This window comes from Acidimicrobiia bacterium, assembly GCA_009694375.1.
GTDB lineage: Bacteria > Actinomycetota > Acidimicrobiia > Acidimicrobiales > VFJN01 > VFJN01.
Window position 1 is genome coordinate 220,245 of sequence record SHVB01000001.1, and the last position, 12,613, is coordinate 232,857.

Consider the following 12,613-nt stretch of genomic DNA (forward strand, 5'->3'; position numbering starts at 1 on the left):
GGCGGGCTCCTCGGTTTATCTTGCCACCATCGCGCACTACGATCACGGGTAATCTGACGATCCGTCAGATTCGGGTCAACCGCACCACACCCCCGTCCCCAGGAGCAACCATGGACTTCGAGTTCTCCCCCGAACAGCAGGCGTTCATCAAGGAGGTAGAGGCCTTCCTGGATGCCCATGATGACCCTGAGGTGTTCGACGTGACGCGGGAGAACATGGCCCAGATCGTGGATACGCCACCGCGCCGAGCCTTCATGGCGCTGCTCGGCGAGAGGGGCTGGCTCGGCATGACCTGGCCCGCCGAATACGGCGGGTCCGATGGCGAAGGGGTGTACGAATACCTCCTCAACGAACGCTTAGCCGGTCGCGGTGGCCCACAGATCGGCAAGGGCGTCGGCATCATCGGCAAGACGCTGATCGCCCACGGAAACGACTTCTTGAAGGAAACCTTCCTCCCGAAGATCCTCCGCAACGAGGTGGAGTTCGCGGTGGGCTACTCCGAGCCCGATGCCGGCTCCGACGCCGCCGCCATGCGGCTAAAGGGCGAGCGCGGCGAGCGCGACGGCCAGACCGGATGGATCCTCAACGGCCAAAAGACCTGGACCACCTCGGCCCACTTCGCGGAGTGGTATTGGCTCGGAGTTCGCACCGACCCCGACAACAAGCACCGCGGCATCACCCTCATGCTGGTGCCGCTGGATCAGCCGGGCATCACCATCAACAAGATCGACACCATGGGCGGGGTCCCCATGGGCGATGAACGCACCAATGAGGTGTTCATCGATGACGTATTCGTGCCCGATGACTACGTGGTGGGAGAGGTCAACTCGGGCTTCCAGTACATCTCGCAGGCCCTCGACCTCGAACGCTTCACCATGTTCACCTTCGCCCCCATCAAGCAGCGCCTTGACCTGCTGTGCGACCACGTGCGCACCGGCACCCGCGATGCCGAACCCCTCAAGAACGATCCCATCATCCGCCAGCGCATCGGCCAGTTGGCCACCGAGGCGGAGGTGGCTCGGGTGATGGGCCTGCGGGTGGTGGCGGAGTCGATGAAGGCCGATGCCGTAGCGGGCACCCCGCCGCCCACCGTGGAGTCCTCGCAATACAAACTGTTTGCCACCGAGTTCTCCCGCCGCTTGGCTGATGCCTCCATGGACATCGGTGCCCCCGGCACGCAGTTGCGGGTGAAAACGGCCGACGCCCCCATGGAGGGACGGGCCGAGAGTACCTACCGCTACACCGTGATCGACACCATCGGCGGAGGGTCCTCGGAGATCCAGAAGAACGTCATCGCCCGCCGGGGTCTCGGACTCCCGAAGAATTTCTGACCCTCATGACGTCCTCGCTCCTCTCCGGCCTCACCGTCGTCGACCTCGCCAGTGTGGGCCCGGCCGCTCGCACCTCACGCTGGCTGGCCGACTTCGGTGCCCGGGTAATCAAGGTGGGACCGCCGCCGCAGCAATCCGGCGTTCAGATCGTGCCGCCCTTCTACGCCTACGGCGGACACCGAGGCATGGAACGAGCCCAACTGGACCTCAAGGCCGCCGAGGGGCGCGACGCCTTCCTGAAGTTGGCTTCCCTGGCCGACGTGGTGATCGAGAGTTTCCGACCCGGCGTGGTGGATCGTCTCGGTATTGGCTTCACCGACGTGCGGGCGGTGAAGAGCGACATCGTCTATTGCTCCACCACCGGCTACGGACAGACCGGCCCCAAAAGCCAGTGGGCGGGGCACGACATCAACTACCTGGCCGTCGGCGGATATCTCGACTGCTCGGGTCGCACCGCCCTCGGGGGCCCGGCCCTGCCCGGCGCCACGGTGGCCGATAGCGCGGCAGGGGGCATGCACGCCGTCATGTCGATCCTGGCCGCGGTGGTGCATCGCCAACACACCGGGGAGGCCCAGCATCTCGATGTGGCGGTGGCCGACGGCGTGATCGCCCTCATGTCGCTCCCCATCGACGAATACCTAGCCACCGGAACCGTGCCCGGGCCCGGCCACAACATCCTCACCGGGCGTTACGCCTGCTACGACCTCTACCGCTGCCAAGACGACCGGTGGGTGGCGGTGGGCGCCATCGAGCCACGCTTCTACGCCAACCTCTGCCGCGCCTTGGGCTGCGAGCAGTGGCTCGACCACCAACTCGACGACGCCGTTCAGGACGAGATTCGAGGCGCCTTCGCCATCGCCTTCGCCGGCCGCACCATGGCCGACTGGGTGGAGATCCTCGCTCCGGCCGACACCTGCGTCTCCCCCGTCGCCACCGTCCCCGAACTCGTGGAAGACGAGCAGTATCGAGCACGCGACACCATCATCACCGCCCACCGGCCCCACGATCCTGCCTTCGAGCAGGTGGGCTTTCCGCTGGCGGGCATGGCCCATGACCAGGCCGCTCCGGTGATCCGAGATGCCACGCTGACCGACACCGATGCCTTGCTCACCGAGGCCGGCTACGACGCCGACGCCATCGCCGCCCTCATCGCCCAAGGCGTGGCCGCATGAGCGATCAGACCCCTCTGGACCCCGCCCTTCCCGCCACCGTGGCCGACCTCATAGGTCAGATTCAGTACGAGACCCTCGGCGACTTCCCGGTGGAGCAGGGTTACATCGCCACCTCGTGCGCATCGGTCGAGAACGGCAACCCTCTGTTCTGGGACCCGAAGGTGGCGAGCGCGCTCACCAACGGACCGATCGCCCCACCCACGATGATCTCGGTCTGGTTTCGGCCCCACCACTGGGCCCCCGGCCGCACCGAGGAGGCACTCCCCCTCCAGGTGCACTTCGACCTCAAGGTCACCTTCGATCTGCCCGAAGCGGTGATGACCGACAACACCATCGTGTTCCACGATCCGGTGCGGCCCGGGGATGTGCTCAAGACCAGACAGATTCTGAGGTCGGTCAGCGGCCCCAAAACCACCAAACTCGGCACCGGCCGGTTTTGGGTGATCGATGTGGAGTATCTGAACCAGCACGATGCCCTGGTGGGCGTCGAGACCTACACCGGATTTGGTTACCGACGGGACACCTCATGACCGCAGCCGCCGCCACCCTGCTCCTGGGCGATGTGCACGCCGGAGACCGCGTGGCCGACCTCGCCTATGACGTAACCGCCACCACCATCGTGCTCGGCGCGTTAGCGGCGCGCGACTGGCGGCCGATGCACCACGACTACGACTTCGCCGTCCACCGCAACGGCACCCAGAACATTTTCATGAACACCCCGAATCAGGCCGCCTGGTTCGAGCGCTACGTCACCGACTGGACGGGCCCGACCGGGCGCCTTGGCCGCATGAAGTTCCGGATGTTGGGATCCGTGTACCCCGGCGACCGCATGGTGTTCAGCGCCAGCGTGGAAACAGTGGCTACCGATGCCGTTGGCTGCGGATGGGCCCACTTGCTGGTGACCCTCGCCGTCGAGGGTGAAACCAAAACCCACTGCTCCGTGGCAGTGGCCCTACCCACCTCCCGCGATGACAACCCCTGGGACCGTCGCGGCGAGCACTGGCTCCCCTGACCCCTTTCCCGTCGAAGCGCCCACCTGAGGACTGAACCATGAATCTGGAATTCTCCGAAGAACAAAACATGCTGCGTGATCTCGTACGAGGCGTCTGCAGCACGTACGCATCCCTCGACACCGTGCGCGCCATGGAGGACGACCCCATCGGCTACCCGGCGGAGTTCTGGACCCAACTAGCGGCCCTGGATCTAACCGGGCTGATGATCCCGGAGCCATACGGCGGGTCGGGCATGACGGCCCTTGAAGGAGCGGTGGTCTACGAGGAGTTGGGACGGGCCCTGGCTCCCTCACCGCACTTCGTGAGCGCCATCGTGGCCGCCGGTCTACTCCTGCGACAGGGGTCCGACCGCCAGAAACAACAGTGGCTACCCGCCATCGCCACCGGCGACGCCATCATCACCACGGCCTCGCTTGAGCCCAACGGCGGCTTCGGCCCCCGGGGCGTGCAGACCACCGCCACCGCCGACGGCGACGGCTTCGTCCTGGACGGCACGAAGTGGCACGTCCCCTTTGCGGCCGCCGCCACCCAGTTGGTCGTCCTGGCCCGCACCGGCCCCTCCCCCGCCGACGTGGATCTCTTCGTCGTGGATCCCGCGGCCCCCGGGGTCACCCTCACGCAACAGTTCAGCCTGGCCTCCGACTGCCAGTACCAGGTGCACCTGGCCGGGGTGCGGGTGCCCGCGACCGACCGCCTGGGCGACCCGGGAAGCGGTTGGGCTGCCTGGGAGGCGGTGCGCTTGGAGGGGTTGGTGTTCCTGGCTGCGCAGGCCATCGGGGGCGCCGGTTACGCCCTGGAGATCACCGTTCAGTACGCCAAGGATCGCCAACAGTTCGACAAGCCACTCGGCGCGTTCCAAGCCATCTCTCACTATCTCGCCGACGCCGCCACCGACGTCAACGGTGGGCGCATCCTCGTGTACGAGGCGGCGTGGGCCTTGGCCAACCACACCCCAATCGACGCACTGGCTCCCATGGCCAAACTGTTCGCCGGGCAGACCTTCCGCAACGGCACCGCCATGGCCCAGCAAGTCTTCGGCGGGGTGGGCTTCACCCTTGACTACGACATCCAACTCTACTTCCGCCGGGCCAAAACCCTGCAGGTAGCCTGGCTCGATGATGTGACCCTGCGCGAAATGGTGGCCGCCACCGTGCTCGACCAGCCGGCCTGAACCCGACCCGTCACCCGCCTACCGCAGGGTTCACGGGGACGGTGGTGAGCTGCTCGGCGATCCACTGGGCTACCCAACCGGCCCCGACCCGCGAAAAATGCAGCCCGTCGTAGCGCCAGCGGGGATCGAACTCGCGGGCCGGACGGTCACAGTTGTTGGCCGGACAAATCTGCTCAAAAAGATCGAGTACTCGAACGCCCGGGTGGGCCTGGCCGTACGCCAGCAACTCGGCTCGCATGGCCACCTCGCGCTGGCCCCCGACATCAAGGGCATTGGCGGCGGCCCCTACCCGGGGAGGCAGTACCACAAGGGCCAAGTGGCCACCGTTGGCCTCGGCCGCCACCTGGAGCTCGTTGAGCAACTCAGCCAACAGGTCGGTGTGGGCGGCGGACCCTAGGGCCACCACGTCCCCATCGATCAGGCGACTCGATGCGTCGTTGGTCAACGCCACGATCAGCACCGCCCCGGGGCGGGCGGCGAGCGCGGCGCGTACATCGCCACGCCAATCCCCACAGAACGCACTGAGGTCGGCGGCCCCGAGGTTGACGTTCAGAGTGCCGCCGGGAAGAAAGGCGCAGGCGGGCTTGGCCACGCTCGACAACACGACCTGTTGCGGATCAAAGGGACTCTGATCGGGGGTCCAGGGGTCGAACACGGGAAAAGCCCCCACGGTCCCACCGGCGATCGTGTGGGCCACTGAGTCGCCGAAGATGACCACCTCCACCGGCAGAGGCACTATGGGGGGCGCCGGAGCATCCACGGCGGGAACAAACCGGTCGCCGGCGGCTGACTGATCCCTCGAGGGGGTCGCCACCGTGGCGACCACCACCAGCGCCACTACCGACACCACCCCCACCGGCAACATCACCCACGACGCTCGCCCGAGCCGCCGGGAGAGCGCACCTTGCCGCACGGGTCGCTCCACCAGCCGGTACGACAGAGTGGCGACCGTAAGGGTGAGAGCGATCTGCAGCAGTCCGAGCATCACTCCGCTCAGCCCGGTGCGCGTCTCATTCACCACCACGATGATCGGCCAGTGCCAGAGGTAGACACCGTAGGAGATCACCCCAAGGGCAACGAGGGGCCGCAGCGACAACCCCCGGCGCAGCCAGGGTGCGCCCTCGATCCCACTGATGATGCCCGCCATAGCCAGGGCCACGATGAGAAATCCGCCGTGCTGGAGCACGCTCGATGCCTCGCGGCTGTTGACCACCGCTACCACCATCACCACGAACCCCACCGCCGCCGCCGATGCCGCCACCCTCCCCCGAGCCCCCTGGCGCGGGGGTCGACCGAGCAACACCGCTCCGAGCGCTACCCCCACGAGGAGCGAGTGCACTCGGGTATCGGTACCGAAATACCCGCGGGAGGCGTTGCCCACCCCGCTCCAGCGAACCGCCATCCAGCCGGCACTCGCCAACGCGCCCACCACGGCCACCCCGAACACCCCCCGTCGCCAACGGGGAAAGGACCATCGGCTGGCCCATCCGATGAGCACCACCACCAGCGGAAACACCACGTAAAACTGCTCCTCGATGGCCAGCGACCATGTATGGCGGAGCGGAGACTGGCCCACCACGAGGTCGGTGTAAGTGGTGCCATCGGCAATGAACCGCCAGTTGGCGAGGTACCCCAACGACCAGAGCGAGTGGTTGCGCAGTCGGCCCACTTCACCCGGGGCCGCCCACACCTCGGCGTAGAGCGCGCCCGCCGCCAGCAGAACCAGCAGGGCCGGGGCCAATCGGCGCAACCGGCGCACGTAGAAGGTGGCGATGTCGATCGAGGCTTCGGCACGGGCCTCGTCGAGCAACAAGGACGTGATGAGAAAGCCAGAGAGCACAAAAAACACGTCGACACCGAGAAACCCGCCGGGCACCGCGGCGGGGGCCACGTGATAGGCCACCACCAACGCCACCGCCACGCCGCGTAACCCATCGAGGGCTCGCAGGTGTGGGAAACGGAGAGAAGTGGACGTGTCGACCGGCGCAGGGTACCCGCCCGGCAGTAGCGGCTCGCACGATGCCGCCGCCGGCGGTGCTCATCACTAACGTGCGCAGCATGGCTGAGCTTGACCTCATCGCGGCAGCAAACGTCTTGGAACTGGCCCAACGGGTGGTGCGGCAAGGAACCGCCACCCTCGCGTCGAGCGGTGGGCCCGATGTGGCGCAGGCCCTCGCCTACGACCTCGCCCATGCGGCCGCCGCCCTAGAAGCGGCCCGTTCCATGCTCGAATACGGAGCATTCGGGGAAACCGAGGCCGCCCTCACCTGCGCGTTCATGGCCGATGTGGTGGGCGAACTGGCCAGCCGCCTGTTTGGCCGGGAGGCCACCTGGGGCATCGACCCCACCGCCTTGGACGAGGCCCGCCCCTTCTGTGGCGTCTACCGCGACCCGGTCTTTCTGGCCGGTTTGGCAGGACAGGAGGGCCCCCGCCACCTCGACGACGACTTCGAACTCGTGCAGGACACGTTCCGCCGCTTCGCCGATCAGAAGCTCAAACCCATCGCCGAGCACATCCACCGCCACAACGCCGACATCCCCGAGGACATCATTTCCGGACTGGCCGACATGGGCGCCTTCGGCCTGTCGATCCCTGAGGAGTACGGCGGCTACGGAAGCGGCGGGGAGTCCGAATACATCGCCATGGTGGTGGCCACCGAAGAACTCTCGCGCGGCTCCATCGGGGCCGGCGGGTCCCTCATCACGCGACCGGAAATCCTCACCCGGGCGCTTCTCAAAGGCGGCACCGAGACCCAGAAGTTGGAGTGGCTACCGAAACTGGCCACCGCCGAGGTGATGAACGCCGTGGCGGTTACCGAACCCGATTACGGATCCGATGTGGCTGGTCTCACCGTGGCCGCCACCGAGGTGGAGGATGGCTGGCTGATCACCGGCGTCAAGACCTGGTGCACCTTTGCCGCCCGCGCTGATGTGCTCATGCTGCTCGCTCGCACCAATCCGGATCGCAGCACCGCCCACCGAGGCCTGTCGATGTTTATCGTGCCCAAGGAGCGGGGCGAGGGCCACGGCTTCGTGCTCTCCCAGCCCGGTGGCGGAAAGATGGAAGGCCGTCCGATCGACACCATCGGCTACCGCGGGATGCATTCCTACGAAATCGCTTTCGATGCCTGGAAAGTTGATGCGGCCAACCTGGTAGGAGGCACCGACGGGCTGGGCAAAGGCTTTTATCTCCAGATGGCCGGCTTCGAAAATGGGCGGCTCCAAACCGCGGCCCGGGCCGTCGGCCTCATGCAGGCCGCCTACGAAGCGGCTTACGAGTACGCCCAGGACCGCAAGGTGTTCGGACAGCCCATTGTCGACTTCCAACTCACGCAGGTGAAGTTGGCCCGCATGGCCGTGACCATCCAAGCATCCCGTCAGGCCTCCTACGCGGTGGCCCGACTGATGGCGAAGGGAGAAGGCGCCCTCGAAGCCGCCATGGTGAAGGCCTACGTGTGTAAGGCCGCTGAATGGGTGACCCGAGAGGCCATGCAGATCCATGGCGGCATGGGTTACGCCGAGGAGTACGACGTGAGCCGATACTTCGTAGACGCGCGGGTGCTTTCGATCTTCGAGGGTGCCGACGAAACCCTCTGCCTCAAGGTGATCGCTCGGCGGATGGCCGAGACGGCCTAGCGCCGAGGGCCCTGGAGATGGCCCGGGATGATCGGGCGTTGGGAAGCGGAGTCGTCGCCTCTCTAGGGTGGGGGGATGCGCTCTGCGAAGGACTTCTTCCGCCCGCTCGCCGTCGGTGCCCCCGAGCCCCTGCGGGAGATCCCATTCCCACCCTCCCGGGTCATCCATTTCTTCCCGGGCTCCAACCCCAAGATGGTGGCCAAGGTGCCCACCATCGCGCCCACCGTCGACATCCTCCTGTGCAATCTGGAGGATGGTGTGCCCGCCAGCGACAAAGAAGCGGCGCGCGCCGGCCTGGTAGAGGTGGGCCAGGGGTGGACTACCTCGGACACCCAATTGTGGACCCGCACCAACTCACTGGACTCCCCCTGGGGGCTCGATGACCTGATCACCGCGGTCACCGAGGTAGGCGACAAACTCGATGTGATCATGATCCCCAAGGTGGAAGGAGCCGAGGACATCCACTTCGTGGACCAACTCCTCGCCCAACTCGAAGCGAAGGCCGGCCTCCGCCGACCGATCCTCGTACATGCCATCCTCGAAACTGCCCGTGGCGTGGCCAACGTCGAGGAGATCTGTGCCGCCTCCCCTCGCATGCAGGGCCTCTCGCTCGGCCCCGCCGACCTCGCCGCCAACCGGCGCATGAAAACCACCCGGGTGGGGGGCGGCCACCCCGGCTACCTCGTTCGGGAAGATCCTCGCGATGACGACATCCACGGGCCTCGCACCACGCACCAGCAGGACCTGTGGCACTACACGGTGGCCCGCATGGTCGATGCCTGTCAGGCCAACGGCATCTTGGCCTTCTACGGCCCCTTCGGGGACATCAAAGACACGGTGGCCTGCGAAGATCAGTTCCGCAACGCCTACCTGCTGGGCTGCGTGGGGGCGTGGAGCCTGCACCCGGTACAGATCGACATCGCCAAGCGCGTGTTCTCCCCCGATCCCGCCGATGTACGCCACGCCCGGGCCGTGATCGCTGCCATGGGCGACGGCACCGGCGCCGTGATGCTGGAGGGGAAGATGGAAGACGACGCCTCGGTGAAGCAATGCCAGGTCATGATCAACTTGGCCGAACAGCTCGCCGCCCAGGACCCTGCCCTGGCCGCCCTGTACGCCCAGGCCGCCGACGCATGACCGTCTCCGCCCCTCGGCCTCGGCGCTCGGTCCTCTACATGCCCGGGGCTAACGCCCGGGCCCTTCAGAAGGCCCAGACGATTCCCGCCGATGCCCTCATCTTGGACCTCGAGGATGCGGTGGCCCCCGACGCCAAACCGGCGGCCCGCCAGAGCGTCTGCGAGGCCGCCAACTCTGGCGATTACGGCACCCGGGAAATCGCCATCCGGGCCAACGGCATCGGTACGGAGTGGCACGGGGCTGACCTCGCCGCCATTGCGGCCGCCGGTCCGGCCGCCATCGTCATCCCCAAGATCAACTCCGCGGCCGACGTACACCTGATCGAGCGTGCCCTCGAAGCCGGAGGCGCCCCCGATCACACCCAGATCTGGGCGATGCTGGAAACCCCCATTGCGATGTTGTCGGCCCTGGAAATCGCCACCAGTTCCGAGCGTCTCACGGTGCTGGTGATGGGCACGAACGACCTCGCCAAGGAACTCCAGGCCGTCCCTGTGCCGGGTCGCCAACCCCTTTTGGCCGGGCTGAGCCAGTGCCTGCTGGCCGCTCGGGCGGCGGGCAAGATCATCCTCGACGGCGTCTACAACGACATCACCGATGCCGCCGGTTTCCTGGCCGAATGTGAACAGGGTCGCGACCTCGGCTTCGACGGCAAGACCCTGATCCACCCCAGCCAGGTCGATCCGTGCAACATCACCTTCGCTCCCAGCGCCGAGGAGGTGACCAAGGCGGGTCGGGTCATCGCCGCCTTCGAGGAAGCCCAAGCCGAGGGCCGGGGGGTGGTCACCGTCGATGGCCGCATGGTGGAGAACCTCCACGTCGACGCCGCCCGGCGCACCCTCGCCATTGTCGAGGCTATCGACGCCAGCACCACGTAATCCCCTCGATCACCCAACCCACCCCTGCTTGGGGCATCATCGGGACATGAAGGTCGCTCTGTTGGCCGTCGCCGGTGCCGCTGGCGCGCTCACCCGTTACGGCGTGGGAAACTGGTTCGGCACCCGGACGTTCCCGTGGTCCACCTTGGGTATCAACCTCGTCGGCTCGTTCGCTCTCGGCGTGATCTTGCAACTCGGCGACCTCCGGGGCTGGTCCGATACGCGCACGACACCGTTGGCCGTCGGCTTCCTCGGCGCCTTCACCACGTTCTCGGCGTTCTCCTATGAGGTCCAGGAACTGCTGCGGGCCGATCGCATCGGTAGCGCGGCGGGCTACGTGGCACTGTCGGTGGGTGGTGGGGTGCTCGTCGCCTTCGCCGGCTACGCCGCCGCTCGCACCTTCGCCTAGGGCCGTCGATGGGGACCCGGGGCCAGGATCAGTAGGCGCCGGCGAGTTTGTTGTGGTCCCAACTCACCACGCGCTCACCGGTGATCCGCACCCCGAAGCGCTTGGCGCCGGTGGCGTGCACATGCGGCCGGACCTCCTCAGTGACCTCACCGAAGTAGCGCTCGTAGACCGCTTCACCGATCGCCATAATGGCGTCGTGGTCGGTGATGACCTCGGCCCGGCCCACGATCTCCACGCCCATGAGGTGTTCGTAGTCGGCTCCAGTTTCCACCAGGCAGGTCACCCGCGAGTCGCGCTGCAGGTTGAGGATCTTCTGGCTCTTGCCGAAGGTCCAGAACACGGCGTCACCGTCGATCATGGCGTACCACATGGCCACCAGATGGATCGTGCCATCGTGGTTGAAGGAGGCCACGTTCATCGTGTGGCGGCCATCGAGGTACTGGGCCACCTCGGCTTCGGTCATCTTGATCTGGTCACGACGAGACATAGATCTCTGTCTACTGCCTGTAGGTACCCGGAGCGTTACCGGGAGCAAAGAGTTCGGGAGCCACGGGACAATCGGTGCGCCGGACGGCTTCGGCGGGCGCCTCCAGACCGGCCGGGCCGCATACCTTGTCCACCAGGGACAGCGGCACCACCTCTTCGTCGAGGTCCCAGGGATCCGTGGGCCGGATGGCCCGTCGATTGGCAAGGGCCTCCCACATGCGCGGCGGCAACAAGCGCCCGGCGCCCACCGTGAGCCACACGGGCACCTCCGCCGCCTGGGCCACTGCGGCGGCCGCGTAGGAACCGCTCACCCCCACAAATCCGCTGGGCCCGCAGGCCACCGCCTCGAGCAAGACGACCTCGGAGTGGACCACGGCGGCGGCGAGGCCGGCCGGGGCAACGTCTACCGCATCGATACCAGCCTGCTGCAAACGACGAACGAGGCCGCTCCCCTCCCCCAGCACATCGACCGCCAGCACCTCCACGTCGCCGCGACCGGGCAGGGCCTCGCCCACCAACTCCGGCCAGCCGATCACGCACACGGTGCCATCTTCGGGTAGGGCAAAGGCCAGTTCGCGCCCAGTGGGATCGGAGTCGATGTCGTCGACCGCTTGCCATGCCTCCCGCCGACCTTCCGGCGAGGTGAGCACCCGCGCACACAGCCACCACAACGGACCAGAGGTGGGATGGCGGTCCACGATGCGTCGGCAGGCCGCCACCAGTCCGGCCGGATCATCATGAAAGGCGGCGAGGGCCTGGGCGGTCTCGCGCACCAGCACGGCCTGATCGATCCCCGATGCTCGGGCCACATAACGGAGCCGCTCGATCGGATGCATTGCCTGAACCTACCGGGGTTCGGTCCAACGCCCTTCCCCCTTCGCGGCCGTTAGACCCCGGGCTTGAAGAACATGAGATACCCAAGCGCCAGGAAGACCACGGTGGCGATGTCATTTCCCCATCGCAGTTGCCGCCCGGCACTGGCCTCTCCCGCCGCCAGGCGACGCAGCGCCGGCCCGGTAATGCCGCCCACCACCCCACACAGCGCCAGCCACAGCAGCAGAGCCAGGGACAGCCAGGTTTGGCTGAAATCCCATGGCGAGCCGGAGGCGAAGACCAGCGCCAGCCCGAGGAGGCCGGTGACTACCAGGGCCGGCAGGTGAACCCATTGTGTATTGCGGGCCAGATGGTCCGCTACCCCGCTGGCTCCTAGCTCCCCCTGGGCCTGCGTCCCGAACCGACCCCGCCAGCCCACCAACGGGGCGAAGGCCACCGCGAAGGAAAAGACGTGGCCCATCAGCAAAAGGTTGTACCAATGAGAGGCGTAAACGGCGAGGACCATACGGGAGGACCTTAGAGAGGCTCGGCGGAATCTGCTCGCGCGGA

The 12,613-nt window shown here is 66.9% G+C and carries 13 protein-coding genes; 9 read left to right on the forward strand and 4 right to left on the reverse strand.

Annotated features, from left to right (window positions below; translation table 11 throughout):
• Window positions 1-110 precede the first annotated feature (110 nt).
• The 5 genes from EXQ71_01070 to EXQ71_01090 are packed head-to-tail and all read left to right on the forward strand — an operon-like array spanning window position 111 to window position 4,687.
• Window positions 111-1,331 (forward strand): acyl-CoA dehydrogenase, encoded by a 1,221-nt coding sequence (locus EXQ71_01070; protein MSO86095.1) that lies wholly within the window; start codon window positions 111-113, stop codon window positions 1,329-1,331.
• Window positions 1,332-1,336: 5 nt separating this feature from the next.
• Window positions 1,337-2,503 carry a CoA transferase gene (locus EXQ71_01075; protein MSO86096.1) on the forward strand — a complete coding sequence of 389 codons (1,167 nt, stop codon included), beginning with the start codon at window positions 1,337-1,339 and terminating at the stop codon, window positions 2,501-2,503.
• A complete protein-coding gene (locus tag EXQ71_01080) occupies window positions 2,500-3,033 on the forward strand; it encodes a hypothetical protein (protein ID MSO86097.1) in 534 nt (177 codons plus the stop codon). The genes EXQ71_01075 and EXQ71_01080 overlap by 4 nt, the downstream gene beginning before the upstream one ends.
• 17 nt (window positions 3,034-3,050) lie before the next feature.
• A complete protein-coding gene (locus EXQ71_01085) occupies window positions 3,051-3,515 on the forward strand; it encodes a hypothetical protein (protein ID MSO86098.1) in 465 nt (154 codons plus the stop codon).
• Window positions 3,516-3,553: 38 nt separating this feature from the next.
• Entirely contained in the window at window positions 3,554-4,687 is a 1,134-nt protein-coding gene (locus EXQ71_01090) for an acyl-CoA dehydrogenase (protein ID MSO86099.1), read from the forward strand.
• A 10-nt stretch (window positions 4,688-4,697) separates the two neighbouring features.
• On the opposite strand, the gene EXQ71_01095 is transcribed toward EXQ71_01090, so the two are convergent.
• A complete protein-coding gene (locus EXQ71_01095) occupies window positions 4,698-6,692 on the reverse strand; it encodes an acyltransferase family protein (protein MSO86100.1) in 1,995 nt (664 codons plus the stop codon).
• A 53-nt stretch (window positions 6,693-6,745) separates the two neighbouring features.
• Here EXQ71_01095 and EXQ71_01100 point away from each other — a divergent pair, with 53 nt between their 5' ends.
• The 4 genes from EXQ71_01100 to EXQ71_01115 all read left to right on the forward strand — a co-directional run bounded on the left by EXQ71_01100 (window position 6,746) and on the right by EXQ71_01115 (window position 10,744).
• Window positions 6,746-8,323, forward strand: coding sequence for an acyl-CoA dehydrogenase (locus EXQ71_01100; GenBank protein ID MSO86101.1), 1,578 nt, complete (start codon window positions 6,746-6,748; stop codon window positions 8,321-8,323).
• 75 nt (window positions 8,324-8,398) lie between these two features.
• On the forward strand, window positions 8,399-9,460 hold the full coding sequence (locus tag EXQ71_01105; protein ID MSO86102.1) for a CoA ester lyase: 1,062 nt from the start codon (window positions 8,399-8,401) through the stop codon (window positions 9,458-9,460).
• On the forward strand, window positions 9,457-10,335 hold the full coding sequence (locus EXQ71_01110; protein ID MSO86103.1) for a CoA ester lyase: 879 nt from the start codon (window positions 9,457-9,459) through the stop codon (window positions 10,333-10,335). The genes EXQ71_01105 and EXQ71_01110 overlap by 4 nt, the downstream gene beginning before the upstream one ends.
• 46 nt (window positions 10,336-10,381) lie before the next feature.
• Window positions 10,382-10,744: a CrcB family protein gene (locus EXQ71_01115; protein ID MSO86104.1), complete on the forward strand. Its 363-nt coding sequence runs from the start codon at window positions 10,382-10,384 to the stop codon at window positions 10,742-10,744.
• A 28-nt stretch (window positions 10,745-10,772) separates the two neighbouring features.
• Here EXQ71_01115 and EXQ71_01120 read toward each other — a convergent pair whose 3' ends face one another.
• The 3 genes from EXQ71_01120 to EXQ71_01130 are packed head-to-tail and all read right to left on the reverse strand — an operon-like array spanning window position 10,773 to window position 12,569.
• The gene (locus tag EXQ71_01120) at window positions 10,773-11,231 is read right to left on the reverse strand and encodes a pyridoxamine 5'-phosphate oxidase (protein MSO86105.1); all 459 of its coding nucleotides are present in this window, start codon (window positions 11,229-11,231) and stop codon (window positions 10,773-10,775) included.
• A gap of 10 nt (window positions 11,232-11,241) precedes the next feature.
• Window positions 11,242-12,066, reverse strand: coding sequence for a hypothetical protein (locus EXQ71_01125; GenBank protein MSO86106.1), 825 nt, complete (start codon window positions 12,064-12,066; stop codon window positions 11,242-11,244).
• A gap of 50 nt (window positions 12,067-12,116) precedes the next feature.
• On the reverse strand, window positions 12,117-12,569 hold the full coding sequence (locus EXQ71_01130; GenBank protein MSO86107.1) for a hypothetical protein: 453 nt from the start codon (window positions 12,567-12,569) through the stop codon (window positions 12,117-12,119).
• Window positions 12,570-12,613 lie beyond the last annotated feature (44 nt).

Excerpts from the sequence above, each read along its gene's own strand:
- EXQ71_01100 (MSO86101.1), top strand. The coding sequence starts at position 6,746 with ATGGCTGAGCTTGACCTCATCGCGGCAGCAAACGTCTTGGAACTGGCC.
- EXQ71_01090 (MSO86099.1), top strand. The coding sequence starts at position 3,554 with ATGAATCTGGAATTCTCCGAAGAACAAAACATGCTGCGTGATCTCGTA.
- EXQ71_01130 (MSO86107.1), bottom strand. The coding sequence starts at position 12,569 with ATGGTCCTCGCCGTTTACGCCTCTCATTGGTACAACCTTTTGCTGATG.
- EXQ71_01105 (MSO86102.1), top strand. The coding sequence starts at position 8,399 with ATGCGCTCTGCGAAGGACTTCTTCCGCCCGCTCGCCGTCGGTGCCCCC.
- EXQ71_01070 (MSO86095.1), top strand. The coding sequence starts at position 111 with ATGGACTTCGAGTTCTCCCCCGAACAGCAGGCGTTCATCAAGGAGGTA.
- EXQ71_01120 (MSO86105.1), bottom strand. The coding sequence starts at position 11,231 with ATGTCTCGTCGTGACCAGATCAAGATGACCGAAGCCGAGGTGGCCCAG.
- EXQ71_01110 (MSO86103.1), top strand. The coding sequence starts at position 9,457 with ATGACCGTCTCCGCCCCTCGGCCTCGGCGCTCGGTCCTCTACATGCCC.
- EXQ71_01080 (MSO86097.1), top strand. The coding sequence starts at position 2,500 with ATGAGCGATCAGACCCCTCTGGACCCCGCCCTTCCCGCCACCGTGGCC.
- EXQ71_01115 (MSO86104.1), top strand. The coding sequence starts at position 10,382 with ATGAAGGTCGCTCTGTTGGCCGTCGCCGGTGCCGCTGGCGCGCTCACC.
- EXQ71_01125 (MSO86106.1), bottom strand. The coding sequence starts at position 12,066 with ATGCATCCGATCGAGCGGCTCCGTTATGTGGCCCGAGCATCGGGGATC.
- EXQ71_01075 (MSO86096.1), top strand. The coding sequence starts at position 1,337 with ATGACGTCCTCGCTCCTCTCCGGCCTCACCGTCGTCGACCTCGCCAGT.